Raw genomic sequence first — 18,147 nt, 5'->3', positions numbered from 1 at the left:
ACAACTATCGAATTTTTGACCGTTACGATCGCTCTGTTGTTCATGCGCGATACTGGGGGATGACAACATCAACTGGCGACCATCGCAGTTTGGGTACGATTTGTTTGGTTGTACGGTTGATTTTCAGTTTCCTGTAATCAAGCTGCTAGACTATAAACATTGGTTGTCGGAGCTAGAAGCCAGTCGTAACCCCTTTGCTACGGTGGTAATGGCTCACTTGGCAGCAGTGCAAACCCGCAGTAATAGGTCGCAAAGGAAACAATCAAAACTGAATTTAGTGCGTCGGTTGTATGAGCAAGGATTTGAACGCGAGGCTGTTGTTAACCTTTTGGCTTTTATTGACTGGATGTTGACGCTACCATTAGATTTAGAGCGAGAATTTCAACGGGAAGTAGAACAATTAGAGGCAGAACAACGTATGCAGTACGTGACATCATTTGAGCGAATTGCCCGAATGGAAGAATTGGTGGAAGCAATAAAATTAGGCTTGGAACTCAAGTTTGGCCCTGAAGCATTAAACCTAGTGCCAGAAATTTCATCGTTGGAAGACGTTGAACTATTAAGAGCAGTGAGAAATGGGATAAAAACAGCAACTACAGTCGATGAATTGCGTCAAATATACCAGTCCTCTACAACTGACAATCTGCCAGAAAATTAGCATTGAAGAATTTAATATTTAGTTTTCTAGGTTCAGTACACTTTAAGTGCTTAAATTAGCTCTAATTAAGCACTTAACGAAGTATCTCCATCACGTTCCTCAACAGGCTGATCAAACTTCAGAGCCTCATCACCCCAACAATCCCAGCCAATTCTAGACGAACGTGCGAACATCTCCAGCTTGGTTATATCAGGACACAGCTTTTCTACAAGTTCAAAGAACTGTTCGGGCTTACGTGAATGCTCACGCCTGGGAGAGTGCAGGATGCTTGACTGGTTTGTGAGTGTCCGTCCAGCAAAAGCTTTCACATTCCCACGAACAGCCAAAGCGCAATGTTCAGTCGAATTCCGCAACCAATGACCGACACCTAGATGTGTTTTAGTGTTATCCTTGGTAACTTTTTCCCAAGTCAAAATAGTCTTGAGTTCAAATCCCCATGTTTGCAAGCATTGAGCCGCTTCCACCATGTGATTGTTCGTGAACCATAGCCAGAGGATACAGCCATTGCTGCCGCATAATTCGGGAATGGGCAGAGCCAGAATTTCCTCAGTCCGCATTGGTTGATAGGGGATGCGGTTGCGGTGAGTTTTGTCTTTAGAACGAAGTCTGTAGAACCAGGGAGGATCTATAACAATGCACTGGTAATGGCCTTGTAGAGTTGTGAGTCTCATACTGCCTCCTGCGGTTGTTTAACAATCGTTGCGCTGATGGATTCAAAATCAACCTGAAATATGTTTAAATCAGGAGTTATTTGACCACTGTTATAAAGTCCAACGATGTGCTGTCTGATTGCATCTTCCGTAAGCCCATCAGGAATGTGAATGTGGGCTTCACTCATGATTTTTTCTACTACTTGAACTACGACTTTCATAAATACTCCTAAAACTCAATTCGGTTCAAAGTTTGTAATTGTGCAGCAAGTATGCTAATAAAATCCTGTAGTTCTTCTGTTGCTTCTTGAGGGCTGATTGCTTTTTCAGAAACGTAAAGCTTTGTATTCTCTAAATAAACTTCTACACGAGTCATATTTGTATGTGGCGAAGTCAATAGTGTTAAAGTAAATTTCTCATATTTGCAAAAGTAGTATTGACATTCTTCACTCAGAGATTGCCCTCGCTGCCATTTGATAATTTCTGTATCGTCATCGTTAGCAAGTTCAAATTCAACTTCTTCGATTGCAGTGATAGCCATAGCCACACACGCTCTTTCTGCTGGATGTGTAGCTGATTGCATTCGATATGATTCGGGGACTACATAACCTTGAATCGCGTAGAATTTCTTAGCTAGTTTTTCAATGAGTACATCTTTCTGGAAGTAGCCGAGTTCCATATCTTTTCCCCTCAAGGTAAAATTTGTCTTTGTTGTAAAAGTTTTAATTCTTGATTACTCGGCGATCTGCTTGACCAATGCCCAATGCCCAATGCCCAATGAACAATGACTAATGAACAATGACCAATGACCAATGACCAATGACCAATGACTAATGACTAATGTCCATCAAGCCGTTACTAAAGATTTTTTAGCGAAAGCACCTGCCTGCCTTAGCGCTGCACCAGGACTGGGATGAGCAAAGAATTCTTCTACAGCTTTGGTCAACCCAGCCACAACAGTCGGCTCGTGACAAGCGTAGACATAGATGGGCTGTTGAACGCCATTAACCAGCCGTGTCTCTTGGCGATCGCCCAATTGTGGGTAGAATGTTCTCACCCATGTGCCCAAGTGTCCGCGATAGTGAGCGCCGCTCAGGGGGACTTTCTTTCCAAGTTCAATCTCAGCAAAATTCACCACCCCTAGCCACTTTTCTTGTGTGCCAGAGAGTGACTGTCTGTTGTAGTCAGCTATCAGATTGGCGGCGAAGTCTTTGCAATTTTGTTCCATGTATGGGTTGAGTCTGCCACCGGTAAGGTCGGCTAAAGTCTTCATTGCTTTGACAAAAGTATCTAGCCTCTGTTCAACAGGAGGAAGGACTGGTACATGATTTTGGTTTTGAGATGCAATTGTGTTGGGTATCGCTGCAACGATTTCAATAAGTATCGTTCGGATCTGTGCGGCCACCTCCGATTGTTGTAGTAACATCGCAATCCTGAGAGCGCCTAAAGGACTAAAAACTCTCGCTTTTGGTGTTCTGGGACTTAGACAGAATGTCTGTCTAACATCCCTAAGTACTTGTCCTGCAAGGGTTTCAGTTTCTTGGAGGTTAAATTCTTCTTGATTGCTTCTGTACAATTCTTTAATCGCTGATTCACTCACCTCGAAGTATTCTGCAATCTGTGCAGTGGTGGCCCAACCACTACCATTCCAGACAGCGAAAATTATTGCTTTAGCCTTGGAGAGAATAGATAAAGCTTTGTCGCTCTCAAAATTTGTTAAAGCTGAAGTCCTCAGTGTTCTCGACTCCAACAATACGGACTGATTTAAAGGTAAACTCATATTGTTCCTTGGAAAATAGGACGGGCGATCGCTGTCCTTCCGCCAAGTTGGGGCGATCGCTATAAATAATCATGGTTTGATATTTAAAACTGTTGCTTTAGCGTTGTTAATCCTCTTCAAAATTTTCCCGTTTAGGGACTAACTCAAACAAACCTGAGATTTGACAATTGAAATAAACGCATAAAACAGTTATCGTATCAGCATCGTAACGTTTGGCTGTGTTCTCGCATAAGCCACGGATTGCACCAGCGGTTAACCCTGTAGCTTCGCCTAAAGCCGTTCTAGTTAACCCATTTTCATCGATTAAATCTTGCAATTTGCAACGTAGCTTCACCTTTAGGTTTTGCACGGCTTTTCTGTCACTACGCTTAGTGTACTTAGGCGGAACGGGAGGATTCATCATTAAAACTATAGATGTCATGTCCTTACGTTCCTATTGTCGATTACTTTATTAAAGGTATCATCATTTCATCGATTAAACGACATAACGACTATACGATATTTTAATCAATCAGTGAGTTAATTCGGGAATTTTCTGATGATTAGTTGCCTTGACGATTTATCGACATAGCGGCTATAGTGATAGACATAAGGGCAAGGAAAGCGAACCGCCAGCACCCAGGATGCGAAAGGGTTCACAAGCCAAGCCAAGTCAAGCTAACATTCCAACTCGAAACATAGTCTAGAGACATGATCACCGGGGTATAGCACAAGCTCTATTGAGTAGGTAAAGAAGCCTGGAGAAGCAATCAACGGACACACAGCCATTTTGAGCAAGCCTTTTATTCAAAGCAGAAGCAATCGCCTTAGTGCAGTGGCTGGCAAATAATACTATTGAAGCCGTCGGTCGCATGACACACTATGTCTTCTGTTTAGTAGCTCTAACTATTAGTTAGGAGCATTAAAAATGAGGCTTCGCCAATTCTAGATTGAGAGTGTTGTGCAAGCACAACAAACTTACCCATAAAAATAGGACGATCGCTCTGGTCTGCAAAACTGTGCGATCGCCCTTTTACCCATTTAAGAGGTATTTTCTAATGATTACACAAATTTCAGCCCCTACGCCAACAAAAGATCCGTTAACCACACAGGATCGCCAAATCATTGCAACCATCGTGAATCAGTCGGACTACTCCAAAAACTGCCAGCCCGAAGATGTAGTGACTATCTGGATCAACAGTGATGATATCGTGTGGGTAAAAATGACCCACGGTTATGCTCGATACCATAAAAAATCTTTCAAACGCGCAGTAGCAGAGGTTAAAGCGAGTCTTTCTACTCCAGTAGAGTGCAATCACGAGCAAGATGAGGAATTGAAACGAGCTTCTGAGAAAATTGGCTTATTGGGTGATTGTGATTGGTTATCGTTGAGCGTCCAATACCATTCTGATAAAGTAATCGGTCATGCTGGTTGTTATATCTCTCACAAGGCTCGATTATTTTCCCCACCGGCTGAATGGGATTTTACCCTGCCGAAGTGGAATATGCCTGCTGCCATCTGTCCAGATTGTGGTGGACATGGGTGCGGTAACTGTGGGTATCGCGGGACTCGTGCAGAAGATTTGTGCGAACCAGTGGACAACTACCGACTGACTTATGTAGGATGCACTAACCTCCAGACTGCTCACAATGTATATCTAGATGGTGAGTTTTTGGGCATACTCTTCAAGGTCAGAAACGCTGAGGAAGTCTGGGGAAACGACCCCAAGACCTACTACTGGCGCTGTGGCGATGGAGTGCAATATTGGAGTGTGAAAGAGGCTGTAGAGGTGCTATCCAGGGCAACCGCTCCGATTGAACTGCCGCAAGTTTGTCGGGAGTTAGTAGCCGCGTAACTGAAATGGTGGGTATTAAAACCCACCATGCAACCATAACCAATCCTTGTAAAATAAAATACAGTTCGTCTTTAAAACATGACTAGCAAGCCTTACGATCAGTTTTCTAAGGAATTATTAGAGGAGTTGTTGTCTCCTTTAGGTAGAGTAGAAGTTAACAAACAAGTCACTGATGAAGCCAGATTTGTTGACGTTTTGTTTACAAGCACACCAACTGCCCAAGCTCAAAATCTTGGATTATTAGGTAGAATCGCTGTACTAAATACGGCACTCTTGGAACCATTTCGCAATCAACCCACTAGGTCAGAGGTACGCAACTGTTTTCTGAAACTGTTCACCGTAATTGCAGACTCACAACGCAAAGCCAAGCGAGAGAAAACCAGCTTACCAGAAGATAGTTTAGCTCGTTTGTGGATTATATCGCCTAGCGCTTCAGCCTCTCTGTTGGAGGATTTAGAGGTTAAACTAGATTTAGAAAAGTGGAGCAGGGGAGTTTACTTTTTCCAGAAATGTTTTAGAGCAGCAATAGTAGCGGTTAACGAGCTACCAGTAACAGAAGAAACATTATGGCTGAGGATTTTGGGTAGAGGCGAGACGCAACGTACTGCCATTGATGAATTGCTGGCATTACCCGAAAGCAACCAATTAAGGCAAAATACTCTCAAACTGATTACTAATTTGCGGGTCATTATAGTTCAACAGCAAGAAACTTTAACAGAAGATGAGCAGGAATTAATTATGAATTTGTCGCAAGCCTACCAGCAGTGGGAAGAAACCACTAAGCAGCAAGGAGTACAAGAGGGAGTGCAACTTGAACGCCGTCAAGTTGTAGAAAATTTGTTAAGATTCCGGTTTGGTTCTGTGGACGAAGAACTCTCAATAGTAGTCGATAATTTGTTGCAGTTAACACCAGAGGAATTTACCCCGCTATGTCTTCAGTTATCTCGTGAAGAGTTGTTAGCAAGATTTGTTTCACACTGATAAATAGTAAAAAGCTTTTACATTATCTAGCGCTTTTGTAGTAACAAGAGCGCTATTTTATTGGCTCTGTACTTGATAGATACATCTGAAATCAACGGCTTCGCCAATGAGAGAGTCAAATCTATTGGTATTAAACAATGACCTATCAAGAAAATAATGCAGAATTACCCACCCAGAATTAAAGCTTCGCTTATTTTTTGCGAAAAATAACATTAAAGAAAGGCAGCAGCTACTATGACAGCTTTTGACTTTGATTCTGCTGAACATAAAGCCTACGAAAAGACCCCAGCAGCCAAAAGTATTCCTTCACCCGCAGGCATTTGGATTGCTTACGAAAATCAACAATTAGCAGGATGGTACGAAAATAAAGAACTAGAAGGTGGGAAAGAGTATAAAGTTCTCACTAACAAGTTGGACGAAAACGATGAAAAGATAGGCATTCCTGGCGCTCTCTATAGACAACCACGAATACTTGTGATTGGGCGATCGCCTCTGCTATACGGAAATGATAGAAAGGTGATTGGAGTTTGGCGTAGCAGTGATGGTTTGGACAAGAACGCCTACAAATTCGGTAGGCGGTATATGGTGATTTTCGTCGATGCCCAAAATCAACCTCTTCATATCGCACCAGTACAAATAACTGCTTGGGGAGTGTTTCAAGTGTCGTTTGATCAACAACTAATGGCATTCCGTGAAACCTGCGAACAAGCTTATGCAAGTTTTCAAGGCAAACATCACCAACCGAAGAATTTACTTTGGCATTCGATGTGGGTATTTTGTCCCACATTGAAAACAGAGAAACGTGAGAAAGGGGGGCAAACTTCCAACGCCTGTGTATGTAACGGATACGAAAAGCCAACTGCGCCCGACTGGGAGAGTTATTGTATTGGCAAGAAACCAATAGCTCAAGAAATTGCCCTTGTGCATAATTCCATCTGCGATTGGTGGAAAAAAGGATTGCCTAACAATAACTTACCAAAGCATACGTCTCATGCAATTGATCGCAATCAATTGATGATGGAGTCGCAACGATTGATTGAAGCTTTAGGTTGGAAAGAGGAAAAGGGCAAACAGTTTCTCATAGACAATTATGGTAAAAAAGGAAGGCAGTCACTAACTAACGAAGAATTTGCTAACTTCGTCAACAAATTGCAGTCTATGCAAGCAAATTATGACGATGAAGTTGGTTACTGGGAAGATGTACCTTCTTAATAGCCAAATACTTGTTGAGGTGATTGCAGCAATTGTGTTCGCCTTTATGCTTCCCTATTTACCTTCAAGTAGGGAAGCATATTTGATCAGTTCTCAAGTCTTTTCTACAGCTAACAAGGAAAGGGAAAAAGTTTTTCTTGTGAGAGTGACTTAATAATTCCTGAATCCCTTTCTTCCTCTTCTGATTGGGCTGTATATCAATTATTTAAAAGACCCCATGACTATTACAATCGTTCACCCCAGTATCGAAAACTTACAGCAGTTTTTTGACTCGTTCGACATTGAGAAACTATTGCAATCTAAGGGGATTCTGCCGTGGCTTTTAGCCAATGGCTGGAACTACAGCGATGAATCTTGTTTGATTGCAAACATTATCGATGAGTCAACAAGTCTTGATGAAGTTTGGGACTCTGAAGAGTTTGATTTTAACGCTCTGCCTGATGAATTAAAGGAAAAACTCAATCAAATCTTTGAGCATTTCTATCTGTAATCGAATGGCACTCTCAAAAGCTAATTAACCAAGAGGTAACGAAAATGCAACCAACAATCACACTTCCACGAGGCTACGGAATCCCAAAGTTTAATGTTGGGCAACGGACTAAACAAGGCAAAGTCATTGGTATTGAAGTATTACCACACGATAGCGTATTAGCTGAGAATTGCGGTAGTGGCTATCGCTATATTGTCATGACTTCTCGCCATACCGAAGAAGTTAAATATCTGGAATCAGATCAGATTACGCCGCTCTCACCGTCAGAAGTAGAAGCTGAAATTCTAGAAGAGGTTGATTACTATTTGACTCAGCTTGTATTACTGCAATCAGAGTTGAAAGCTGACCTCAATATCCAGACTCCATTCGGTCAAATTAACCAACCGATTTCAACAACTAAACGTACTTCTGGGAGCGGTTCTAGATTGTCTAAACCGAAAAAAGAAAAAGTTGCTGCTTGACGAAAGAAGAATCAGATTATGCGTGAAAAACTCTACAGTCAGATTTAATTAGTCTAACTGTAGAGAAAAATCGATTCCACTAAAGATTATCACACGCTCTACTTGAATACTAATCAGATGGAAACAAATTTGATTAAAGTGTATGATGCGACACTGTTAAGCTCATCAAAAGTTTATCAAATTAATGGTACACATTGTCGATACTTAGGCGATGCAGGTACTATACAACATCCACAGTATTTATTTGTACCTCTGCCAGATCAAAGAAAAAAAGCCAGCTTTCGATTAAATCGAAACAAACTCATGACTCGCTGTTATGAAGTCGAAGGTATGGTCTATGAGAAGCCTGCGGTACAGGATAATTCACAGCAACTTCAGCTATTTTAAGCCATGTCCATACATAAACCACCAGTCATTAAAAGACATATTCGCCTGCAAAAAAGCTCTACAAAAGTAATCTATAGAGCTACTACAGACATTCGCTCTCTTGAGAAATCACCACAAAGAAAGCTTCGCTTAATCGAAAGTGAAAAATAATGATTGAGGTCAATAATAATGGTACAAGTAATCGACAACACTATCGCTACAAATTTCCTAACTGATGCAGTAGTCGAGCGCCACAATTTCTCACAATTAAATAAAACCCGTATTCGCTTCCGTATTCAGTTGAAAAAAAGTACAAAGTCTGCCGCTCCTAAATGGGCAGATGTCTTAAAAGCTGAAGTATCCGAAATAGAATCAGACCTCGTTAAAGTCACAAATTCCGAAGTCGGGTTAAGGGGTATTAAGGTATTTAAGAAATTGGATGAAGCTGCTGCCCAATTGCGTCAAGAGATTGTTTCGGTTCAAGAGTGGATGTCTGCTGATACTGGTGATTGGGTTTGCCCAATTGATTTAGCTCCACTTGTGTGGAATCAGTTAATTAATATTAGGGATAACGTAGCTCCAAGTTTACGGAATCAGCTAAAAGTTGATTACGAGTCAGGGTTGGTTGATTATCAAGAGCGGATTGATCAGTTCCTCTCACTTAATACTTGGGAATTATCGCAGGATAAGCAAGAATCTGTAAAAACCAACTTGCTAAGAGCGTTTCCGACTCTGACCGATCTTGAAGACTATTTGCAAGTCGTTATTGGTCGTCCGGTGATTATCCCGGCACTGTCCGAACAACTCAATCAGCAGCAAGCCGAGTGTCTTGACCAGATTACCAAGTTCATTCAGCAGTATGACCAAAATCTGGAGCAAAGGCTACGGGAATCTGCTTTAGCTGGTGGTGAACAACTCGCCGCACAGTTGCTCGAAGAATTAAGCGACTGGGAGCCAGGACGCAAGCCAGTCCAGTTTAAAAAGAAAATGCAACGCCATCTGATGAAGGTTCAGGTTTTGCTAGCAAACGCTTCACCGGAGGCAGGCAGTAGCTTGGAAGCGATGATGACGCACTTGGATTCTATCGTTAACGATCCGGCGATTGAGTCAAAGAATCTTGGTAGTGAGGGGCGTAGTCAATTGCAGCAAAAGATGCAAGAGATCCGCATCAAGTTGTTAGACGAACAGCGCAATCTACAATCACTTGCGACTGACGACGTGGGCTTATCGAAAGCTACGGTCATGTCGTTCAAGTTCAGGTAAAAAACAGTCTTGGGCGAAGGTGCATCGCTCAAGACTAAGTACCTTAAACGAAAAATCCATATACACCTCAAAAAGAATACCGCACTTTTACTATAGAGACAAAATTCTTATGTCACACTTCTCAACCGTTAAAACCAAGCTTGCTAACCGTGAATGCCTGGTACAAGCTTTGCAAGATTTGAAGCTGAATCCACAAATTCATGAAGAAGCGCAGCCACTAAAAGGATACTACGGTGGCTCTCAAGGACAAAGTGCTGAAATCATCGTATCTGGTCGCACCATAAAAGCCCGTGCAGACATCGGTTTCAAATGGAATACCTCAAGCGGCGTGTACGAGGTAATACACGACAGTTATGAAACAGTTCCGAAGTTAGGACAAGACTTCTTTAGTAACAAGTTGATGTTGGCTTACGGACAACGGATGGTGAGAGCTAAAGCTGCCGAGTTACAAGAAAGGTTTGGTGAATGCGCGATCGCTGAATCAACCAACGGCACTCTACAAACTTTACGGCTGACTTTTGCCGGACATCAAGAAGTTAAACAATTTGCACGGAGATAAGCATGGAACGTTCAATACTGATTCATTTCGACAATGCTACAGGTGAAGTTCGAGTAGAAGCGGAGGGATTCGAGGGTTTGAGTTGTTTATCGGCTACGCAACCATTTGAAGAAGCACTTGGAGTTGTGAGCGAGAGCGAACGCACGTTTAAAGATGAAGCTCAAACCCAACAACTTCGGACTACGAACAGTAATCAAACACGTTTGCGTCAGTAATCAGTCATCAGTTACCAGCCGAGTTAAGACTGGTAACTGCTGATCATAAAGGCTTCGCCATTTCATAAGCGAAATATTTGAATAATTGACATGAAACTCTCAAATCTTCTCTCCACGCTCGATTCACAAATCCCGATCGCAGCACTTGATGTTCTATCTCCTGATGAAGCGACGATTATTCAGTGGCTGACTACAGAAGCTAACAATAAACTCTCATGTCCAGTGTTCTTCTGGAATTTGGGAGTATCAACCTTGGAGCAATGTTTAATCGCAGCAGATGGGGGATTGGTGTTTAAGCCAGTTGCAGAGTACAAAAGACCACAACACGCTGATCCACTACTATTCGTATTCGACTACATTGCTAACTTTAGTGGGAATGGTGTATTTATCCTCGGAGATATTCACTCCTTTATTGCTAAGAATTCACCCCAATTGAGTTGGGAGATTTTAAGCAAGGTAAAAAACCTTTACCACAGGTTAAAACCCACAGATAAACGCATTGTCTTGTTGGGTCAGAACATACAATTACACGAATCCTTACTCAGATTGATTCCTTATTGTGAAGTCCCTTTACCTAGTATTGACCAAATACTTGAGCATATCACTTCTTATTTGCATGACTTACAACAGTCTGCTATTGAACAGGAATTGACTTTTACTGTAACGCTAGAAAATGCTGAATTTGAAACTCTTTCTCGTGCTGCCCTGGGATTAACCCTGGAGGAGATTAGTGACTTCCTTCGGTTAACAGTCAAAGAAAACTTAACTAATGATGGTGTCGTCGTTGGCGCTGATTTCATCCCCAAAGCCGTCGAGTACAAAACTCGGCTACTGTCTCAAATGGGTATCGAGTTAGGTAAACCTGCAACTATCCCGTTCGGCGGTTTGGATTTACTGCGGGAATGGCTGACTCGTCGCCGCCGTCTGTTTACACAAGAGGCACGAAGTCTTAGCTTACCCCAACCAAAAGGTGTGTTGCTGGCTGGCCCACCCGGAACAGGAAAATCTCACTGTGCCAAAAACATCGCTAGCATACTTAATCTACCACTTCTACAACTCGACATTGCGTCCCTTTTAGGTTCACTTGTTGGCGAGTCTGAGGGTAATGTTAAACGTGCATTGAAAACAGCAGAAGCGATCGCACCTTGTGTCTTGTTTATTGATGAGGTGGAAAAAGCACTTTCTGGTCAGGGTGATACTTCAGGTGTTAGTCAAAGGATTCTTGGAACTTTACTTACGTTCATGAGTGAGTGTACTGCTGGGGTATTTATTGTAGCTACTTGCAATGACCCATCAGCACTACCAAGTGAATTTAAGAGGAAGGGAAGATTTGACGAATCTTTCTTTGTTGATCTTCCCACAGAACCAGAGCGAGTCCAAATTCTAGGGATTCATCTACAACGTTTTGGCATTCACCTGGAATCAGAGTACCTCGAAGCGATCGCTGCCAACACTGCAAAGTTTTCAGGAGCAGAACTGGAAACCCTTGCTTCGGAAGCTGCTCTGCTGGCATTCGATGAGGATAGACCGCAGCAGGTAACACTTGCTGACCTCGAAAGCTGTCATCAAACCATTACCCCGCTTGCGATTCAGGACGCGGCGGCAGTCGAACGAATGCAATCCTGGGCATCTACTGCACGACGGGCTAGTAGCCCTGTGGTTGCAGTGAAAACTCAATCTTTGCGTGCTGCTAAGTTTCGGAATATGAACTGATGAGAAAGCGATTGTCTCCTGATTCTATGGGGGCAATCACTCTTTTTTTAGTAATTGAGAGCAATCAATTAACATACTTAATAAGGCGAATAAACATGACGACAGACTTAGTTACTTATTACGGGCAGACTCCAACTATTGACCAACTGGTTAATAAATATGGTGTGTATTTAGAGAAGTTGAACAGAGAAACCAAACTGTTATTACGAGTAACTCTGTCTACATACATTGTTATGCAACAAGAGTACACTCCAACTGAATATCCAGTTTCTACAGCCCTTGAAGACGCTTTGTGTGAGCTAGTAATTCCTGATTCTATTCCCCAGGATTTATATGATGTCTGCTCTGCTTTAGATGAGTTAACGACTCTGGAAGCGGAAACAATACTTGAAGCTTTACAACATCAAATTCGATGGGGCAATGCCCGAATACAAGGAAGTGTTTGATTTCCAAACACCAACTTACTAATCAAATTAATTAGACCGGAGAAGGAAATGAGTCAATATCCAAGTTTTGAGGACTTCAAAAATTCTTTGTTAAATAAAGATGTTCCACCACCTCCTAAATCCAAACAAGAGAGTTTTGAAACATTCAAGAACAGGATTTTAGGTATATCTAATCCACAACCAACGGAGAAATAATCAACATGGAAATCTATTTAGTGTATGTTGATGCTATCCAGAACAGCAATAAGTTCTGGGCGGCTATTGTCGAAGATGGTAACTTAACAGTGCAGTGGGGCAGAGTCGGTTATAAGGCGCAAACGAAAGTCCATACATTAGCCAATCATCAAAGAGCCATTAGTAAATTTAACAATCTGGTAGCCGAGAAGATGATGAAAGGCTACAGAAGAAGTCAGTCACAAATCGACAGTAATTGTGAAGTTGCTGAAATCAACAGAGCGATTGAATTACTAGAGATTATTCGTCCTTATGTAGAGCAGAGAAATTTTTCAGTTGCTTATATCAATGCCCTAAATCAATATCTAAAGATTGTTCCAACACCTTTGGGTATGCAAATTGAACCATACAGGGTATATCGCTCAGTAGAAGATGTTGATTATCAAATGGGATTGCTTAATTCTTTGTTAGCCACACCTGCACCACAAGTTGCTGCGGTGGCTGTTGGCCATGTCCCTGAAACAACAACAGAAATGGCAGATGTCAGTCTCAAGACTATCAGTAAGAACTTCTGGCGACATTTGTAATTTTAAAGTCTCGGATGTAAGCTTTTGATAAAAATAGGAGCAAAAAAAATGTCTAACACAGCAACACTACATTATGATTATTCATCTGAAGAGGACGAAGAATTAAGTTGGTTGTGGATAGCAGAAATGAAAGAGCCAGGACTACCTGAACCTTATTGCTATTCACTGCTTTTTAGCGCCAAAGGAACTCATGCAGCAGCGTTAATTAAAAATTTTCAGTCTTTATCTGGAGATGAAGCACAAGATTATGCCAAGCAATTAGCTTTTGGCTAAATAAAAAATAGAAGCTAAATATCCCCCAGTGCAGTATGTGCTGGAGGATATTTTTAACTGAGTATCAGCTTAATCGCTTCTTTGTCCTCTGGGTTTTTGCGTATGAATCGCTTAACCATTAAAATATTTTTTTTGAGTATGGAAATTTTATGTAAATTCAACCACATTTACCTGACGAAAGTTTACAATATAATTACTGGAACTAATCTAGTTACAACCAACAGGTTTTGGTTTGACCCATGACTGATAATAAACAAGTTGTCTGCCAACTCACTCAACAAAAACCAAGACGTGTTTTGGTTGTAGCGCCAAGTGAACTCACTATCCACTACCGTCACAGACAATCCTTTCAGACACTGCCTACTTTAAGCAATTACATTTTCAAAGTCATCGCTAAATTGTCCATCGTCAGCGCTATGTTGTTTGGCATCAGTGCGTTAGGCTACTGGGGATTAGAAATCGTTGAAGCTAACACAATCCCGACGATAGAAGATAGATACGATTGGCAAACTCAAAAACATATTTGTTTCGGTTGGATGTTAGTTACTTTTTCTAGTTTCCTTGGGAGTGCTTCTTTTGGTAACGAGTCTCACTAATCAGTTCCAAGAGAGTTAAGCAGCCTTAAAAATTAATCCGACGATAGATTTCAGTTAGGGGAACTTCCACGTTGTTTAAACTGTGCAGCATAATCGTCCGCTCAAGGTGAGAGTGAACTTGCCATAGCCAGCGATCGTTACTGTTATGATCCAAATTATGATATTGCTCAATGTAGGGTTCAGTTTGGCTTACAAGCAGATATTCACAAAAGCTAGCAATCGAGCGATATTTTCTGAACTTATCCCCTCGGTCATAAGCTTCAGTCGAGGGCGATAGAACTTCGACAATAAGCATTGGATTCAAAATTTCATCATTGCGATTGCCATTGAACTCTGGTTCGCCATTAACAACCATCAAATCGGTATAAGTACCACACTGATATTCAGGAATCCAAACTCGCAAGTCGCTGTTATACAAACGAAAATTGGTGTCTCTAAGCAAAAACCCTAGAGTTATTAAGAAGTTGCTAGCGATCGCACTGTGAGATTCCGAACCTCCCAACATAGCAATAACCTCTCCGTTGCGGTATTCATGGCGTTCTGGGTTGGTTTCTTCCATAGCCCGATACTCGTCTAACGTCAGGCGAGTTGTTATTACTTCTGGGGGACTGGTTTGAGCAAAGACCACAATCAGACCTCTTAAATAATTAGCTCTAAAACTATTATCTGCAAAGTCAAGAAGAATTGCTATTGAACGGTGGAATGCCGCAGCCTCCAAGTGTGGCTACGATATGTTTCATTGCCTTTGGGCAACAAATTATCCAATTCACCAACGGCAAGTAAATACTGGTAGAGATGGCATGGCGTTGGGAGTGGGAAGGATTCCTAAAATATGCGAGTAGTTGAAGTGCGTAGCTCCTCGCAGACATCGCTTCCACACCGCTTGTCTATTTTGGGAATTATTTTATCTGAGCTAAAATTTTTTTACTTTGGTTCCACTCTCAGATAAAACTGCGTACCCACAAACTGAGTACCTCTCTTGGTTGGATCTACGTTTTCTACTACCTTAGTTTTACCTACAGCAATCAAACCTTGACCAAAAATTTCGCTTGTTGCTGCGTCAAGTTGTTTTTGTGTTGCACCGGTTTGACTCAAATCGATTGACGAAACTTGAGCAGTCTTAGGTTTATTTAGAACCAGATTATCTGTGGAGAAGCAAGGAGTTGTGATGCAACGAATGCCATTGTCTTTTAGTGCCACAAAAGTACCTTTTGCTGGGGCATTTGTCGCGGCATAGAAGGCTTCCTTTACTCTCAAATTCCCAAACTCACCGAAGAGAGGAAATGTTACTGGAACGATGTTACCTCTGAGAATCACACGGCTACCATCATCATTTTGAATTTTTATTAGTTCGGAAGGCGAGACTTTCAGGGAATTCCAATCAATTGCAGACACATAACATTCGGAGCGAAAAACACCATCTAAGCAAGGAGTAGCTTTCAAGTTGACTTGCTTTAGAAAATATCCACCACATATAGGAGAAACACATTTGCGAAAATCTCTTCGCACCATGTAATATCCCCACTGTGGAAACTCTTGGTTTTTGACGCTGACAGCAACAGAATCAGTAGTCTCTGGAGCAGAAATATTTTGCGCCGATACTTTGGAGAAAAATCCGTTGGTGACTATTATTGCACCTAATAGAGGAATAATTGGGTATTTGTAGTTAAACGATTGTTTGTTCATGGTAACTTTAGATTTTATTTGAGGTTTCAATACCTTTGTTAAAAGCAGAGTTGACAGCATTTCTCGTAAAAGCTGCCAAAATTACTTATACACAAGCTCGGAGTTGACAAGGTAAGTTGGAATACTATAACTCTTACACTACTGACAATAGGTTAAAAAACCTTACAGGAAACCTTAAAGGAATTTTAAGGACTCATTGTTTTTGTCAACTTTATCCCAGAATCATCTGACTGTAAGCCTAATCTCTGCATTTAGTCAAAACTGCGATGGCATGGGCGAGCGCACAAGAACAGCAAAAGCCGACTCAATATTCTGCTTGTAGGCGATCACAGTAAGCACAAGCGCAACTAGGTCAGAAATCTTGTGTTACAGTCCGTAAAAGCCGATACTCAAGTTGTATTAAGCATAAACCTTAGCTTTCACCAGTCCAGCTATGCCCCAAGACTTCTCCTGTCAGAATCTCAGAGGTCGTTCTTTCAAAGGTCAAGACTTGGCTGGAGCAAACTTTAGTAGTGCAGATATTCGCTCTTGCGATTTTACTGGGGCTAATTTGACAGGAGCTAATTTTCAAAAAGCGAAAGCTGGACTGAAAGGCTACGGAATATTTGTTTTCTTACTATTATTGTTATTTGTAGCAGGGCTATCAGGGTTCACAGCAGGTATTGCTATTACTTTTGCCACGTATTTTTTCCTGTCTTTGAAACCGCGTATATTTGTTGTTTTTGTAGCTTCATTCTTCTTTATTTGCTTCATCCGTACAATTCTAAATGTTACTTATGGGCCTATAGCTGTAAATGTACAATTAGTCGCAGCGGTCGCAATTGTTTTAGCTGTGGTAGCTGTCGGCGCACCAGCAGCAGCAGTAGATGAACCAGAGGCTAAGATTGGGGCTATTGTTGTGTCTGGGGTGATGTCCATGCTTTTCGTTTTGGCAGTGGCTCTGAATTCATCTGTAACAGGTAATGAAGCATTCTCTACGACATTAATTGGAGATGGACTACTAAGAAAATTGGTTAGAGGTGGAGCATGGTTTGGAGGGATTGTTGGAGGACTGGTTGGGGCAGCTTTGGGTTCTTATGTTGGTCAATTGGCTTTAAATGGAGATAAACGTTTTCGCTGGATCTGGAAGATTACTATTGCTTTTGCCACCAGAGAAGGCACAAATTTTCAGGATGCTGACTTAACCAAGGCTAATTTTACACAAGCGGTACTTAAAAGCAGTGATTTTAGAAATGCGATTCTTACTCATACCTGTTGGTATCAAGCGAAAAAACTTGATTGCATACGTCCAGGAACAACTTATTTAAGCAATATACAACTACAGCAATGGTTGATAGATAGAGAGGGGCAATACAAGAACTTTACTCGTCAAGACCTGCGAGGAGTGAATTTAGAAAGAGTTAACTTAGCCGATGCCAATTTCACTGGTGCTGATTTAAGCCAAGCCAATTTCCAAAATGCAGATTTATCCAGAGTTAAGCTCATACAAACCCAATTAGACGCAACCGACTTTACAGGCGCGACTCTTACGGGTGCATTTATTGAGGATTGGGGCATTACTCATGATACCAAGTTTGATGGTGTGGAATGTGAATATGTTTATATGCGCTTGCCGACAAAAGAGAACCCTGACCCATTACGCAAACCAGATAACCACAAGGAAGTATTTGCTCCGGGAGAGTTTGGAGATTTTATCAAACCGATTTTTGATACCCTCGACCTCTATCATAACCAGGGAGTTGACCCCAGAGCGATCGCAATTTCCTTCAAGCAGTTAGCTGAGAATCATCCAGAAGCTGACTTACGAATTGTAGGAATGGAAGTACGAGGCGAAGATAAATTTTTGCTTCGTGCCAAAACCGCAGCTATGACTGATAAATCGGAACTGAGCGCAGAATATTTTGAAATTTATAATCAACTTAAAACATTAGCACAACAGGAATTACAAGCACTCATCTCAGAAAAAGACAGCAGAATTCGTAGCTTAGAGACTATGGTGGTTACGGCACTGCAAAGCCCTAAATTTTACGCTCAAACTTACAGTAATCAAGGAGATACTATGTCACAAAGTCCTAAAAAAGAATCTCACTTCAACTTACAAGGCGCTCAATTTGGAGGTGGTCTAGTCAACGCAGACACAGTAACCGCACAACAAATCGGCGGCAACATCACCAACTACAACCCCGAACAAAAGCAGAATCT

At 41.6% G+C, this 18,147-nt stretch carries 23 protein-coding genes; 16 read left to right on the top strand and 7 right to left on the bottom strand.

The genetic code is table 11. The features are described 5' to 3' along the window. Nucleotides 1–163: 163 nt before the first annotated feature. Entirely contained in the window at nucleotides 164–658 is a 495-nt protein-coding gene (locus tag GNF10_RS26305) for a hypothetical protein (RefSeq protein ID WP_221644673.1), read from the top strand. Between the two features lie 65 nt (nucleotides 659–723). Here GNF10_RS26305 and GNF10_RS26300 read toward each other — a convergent pair whose 3' ends face one another. The 5 genes from GNF10_RS26300 to GNF10_RS26280 form a co-directional block, all read right to left on the bottom strand. Then, nucleotides 724–1,329, bottom strand: a complete 606-nt coding sequence (locus GNF10_RS26300; protein ID WP_185586580.1) for an MT-A70 family methyltransferase — start codon at nucleotides 1,327–1,329, stop codon at nucleotides 724–726. Further along, nucleotides 1,326–1,529, bottom strand: a complete 204-nt coding sequence (locus GNF10_RS26295) for a hypothetical protein (RefSeq protein WP_185586581.1) — start codon at nucleotides 1,527–1,529, stop codon at nucleotides 1,326–1,328. The genes GNF10_RS26300 and GNF10_RS26295 overlap by 4 nt, the downstream gene beginning before the upstream one ends. An 8-nt stretch (nucleotides 1,530–1,537) precedes the next feature. Beyond that, complete coding sequence (locus tag GNF10_RS26290) at nucleotides 1,538–1,987, bottom strand: hypothetical protein (RefSeq protein ID WP_185586582.1); 450 nt, start codon at nucleotides 1,985–1,987, stop codon at nucleotides 1,538–1,540. Nucleotides 1,988–2,155: 168 nt separating this feature from the next. Further along, nucleotides 2,156–3,088, bottom strand: coding sequence for a hypothetical protein (locus tag GNF10_RS26285; RefSeq protein WP_185586599.1), 933 nt, complete (start codon nucleotides 3,086–3,088; stop codon nucleotides 2,156–2,158). 106 nt (nucleotides 3,089–3,194) lie between these two features. Then, nucleotides 3,195–3,509, bottom strand: a complete 315-nt coding sequence (locus GNF10_RS26280; RefSeq protein ID WP_099099865.1) for a helix-turn-helix transcriptional regulator — start codon at nucleotides 3,507–3,509, stop codon at nucleotides 3,195–3,197. A gap of 616 nt (nucleotides 3,510–4,125) precedes the next feature. Between GNF10_RS26280 and GNF10_RS26275 the strand changes: the two genes are divergently transcribed. From GNF10_RS26275 to GNF10_RS26210, 14 genes are all read left to right on the top strand, one after another. Then, nucleotides 4,126–4,923 carry a hypothetical protein gene (locus GNF10_RS26275; RefSeq protein ID WP_185586583.1) on the top strand — a complete coding sequence of 266 codons (798 nt, stop codon included), beginning with the start codon at nucleotides 4,126–4,128 and terminating at the stop codon, nucleotides 4,921–4,923. A gap of 78 nt (nucleotides 4,924–5,001) precedes the next feature. Continuing rightward, nucleotides 5,002–5,904: a hypothetical protein gene (locus tag GNF10_RS26270; RefSeq protein WP_185586584.1), complete on the top strand. Its 903-nt coding sequence runs from the start codon at nucleotides 5,002–5,004 to the stop codon at nucleotides 5,902–5,904. Between the two features lie 234 nt (nucleotides 5,905–6,138). Beyond that, complete coding sequence (locus GNF10_RS26265; protein ID WP_185586585.1) at nucleotides 6,139–7,116, top strand: DUF5895 domain-containing protein; 978 nt, start codon at nucleotides 6,139–6,141, stop codon at nucleotides 7,114–7,116. 217 nt (nucleotides 7,117–7,333) lie between these two features. Then, the gene (locus GNF10_RS26260; protein ID WP_185586586.1) at nucleotides 7,334–7,606 is read left to right on the top strand and encodes a hypothetical protein; all 273 of its coding nucleotides are present in this window, start codon (nucleotides 7,334–7,336) and stop codon (nucleotides 7,604–7,606) included. 44 nt (nucleotides 7,607–7,650) lie between these two features. Continuing rightward, entirely contained in the window at nucleotides 7,651–8,067 is a 417-nt protein-coding gene (locus GNF10_RS26255) for a hypothetical protein (protein ID WP_185586587.1), read from the top strand. A gap of 117 nt (nucleotides 8,068–8,184) precedes the next feature. After that, nucleotides 8,185–8,454 carry a hypothetical protein gene (locus GNF10_RS26250; protein WP_185586588.1) on the top strand — a complete coding sequence of 90 codons (270 nt, stop codon included), beginning with the start codon at nucleotides 8,185–8,187 and terminating at the stop codon, nucleotides 8,452–8,454. Between the two features lie 168 nt (nucleotides 8,455–8,622). Continuing rightward, entirely contained in the window at nucleotides 8,623–9,696 is a 1,074-nt protein-coding gene (locus GNF10_RS26245; protein ID WP_185586589.1) for a hypothetical protein, read from the top strand. Between the two features lie 109 nt (nucleotides 9,697–9,805). Then, complete coding sequence (locus GNF10_RS26240; RefSeq protein ID WP_185586590.1) at nucleotides 9,806–10,255, top strand: DUF1257 domain-containing protein; 450 nt, start codon at nucleotides 9,806–9,808, stop codon at nucleotides 10,253–10,255. A gap of 2 nt (nucleotides 10,256–10,257) precedes the next feature. Continuing rightward, nucleotides 10,258–10,470 carry a DUF2997 domain-containing protein gene (locus GNF10_RS26235; RefSeq protein ID WP_185586591.1) on the top strand — a complete coding sequence of 71 codons (213 nt, stop codon included), beginning with the start codon at nucleotides 10,258–10,260 and terminating at the stop codon, nucleotides 10,468–10,470. A 90-nt stretch (nucleotides 10,471–10,560) separates the two neighbouring features. Continuing rightward, a complete protein-coding gene (locus GNF10_RS26230) occupies nucleotides 10,561–12,183 on the top strand; it encodes an AAA family ATPase (protein ID WP_185586592.1) in 1,623 nt (540 codons plus the stop codon). 95 nt (nucleotides 12,184–12,278) lie between these two features. Beyond that, entirely contained in the window at nucleotides 12,279–12,629 is a 351-nt protein-coding gene (locus GNF10_RS26225; protein ID WP_185586593.1) for a hypothetical protein, read from the top strand. Nucleotides 12,630–12,829: 200 nt separating this feature from the next. Further along, the gene (locus GNF10_RS26220) at nucleotides 12,830–13,390 is read left to right on the top strand and encodes a WGR domain-containing protein (RefSeq protein ID WP_185586594.1); all 561 of its coding nucleotides are present in this window, start codon (nucleotides 12,830–12,832) and stop codon (nucleotides 13,388–13,390) included. Nucleotides 13,391–13,438: 48 nt separating this feature from the next. Beyond that, complete coding sequence (locus GNF10_RS26215) at nucleotides 13,439–13,663, top strand: hypothetical protein (protein WP_185586595.1); 225 nt, start codon at nucleotides 13,439–13,441, stop codon at nucleotides 13,661–13,663. 239 nt (nucleotides 13,664–13,902) lie between these two features. After that, nucleotides 13,903–14,259, top strand: a complete 357-nt coding sequence (locus tag GNF10_RS26210) for a hypothetical protein (protein WP_185586596.1) — start codon at nucleotides 13,903–13,905, stop codon at nucleotides 14,257–14,259. Between the two features lie 25 nt (nucleotides 14,260–14,284). Here the strand turns inward: GNF10_RS26210 and GNF10_RS26205 are convergent, their stop codons facing one another. Both GNF10_RS26205 and GNF10_RS26200 read right to left on the bottom strand, forming a co-directional pair. Continuing rightward, complete coding sequence (locus GNF10_RS26205; RefSeq protein WP_185586597.1) at nucleotides 14,285–14,887, bottom strand: Uma2 family endonuclease; 603 nt, start codon at nucleotides 14,885–14,887, stop codon at nucleotides 14,285–14,287. 296 nt (nucleotides 14,888–15,183) lie between these two features. Then, complete coding sequence (locus GNF10_RS26200) at nucleotides 15,184–15,945, bottom strand: DUF6748 domain-containing protein (protein WP_185592087.1); 762 nt, start codon at nucleotides 15,943–15,945, stop codon at nucleotides 15,184–15,186. Nucleotides 15,946–16,378: 433 nt separating this feature from the next. Between GNF10_RS26200 and GNF10_RS26195 the strand changes: the two genes are divergently transcribed. After that, nucleotides 16,379–18,147, top strand: a 1,769-nt coding sequence (locus GNF10_RS26195) for a pentapeptide repeat-containing protein (protein WP_185607268.1), incomplete at its 3' end; no start/stop codon positions are given.

It is taken from the genome of Nostoc sp. UCD121 (genome assembly GCF_014222285.1).
Taxonomy (GTDB): Bacteria; Cyanobacteriota; Cyanobacteriia; order Cyanobacteriales; family Nostocaceae; genus Nostoc.
This window is presented reverse-complemented; position numbering and strand designations above follow the sequence as displayed.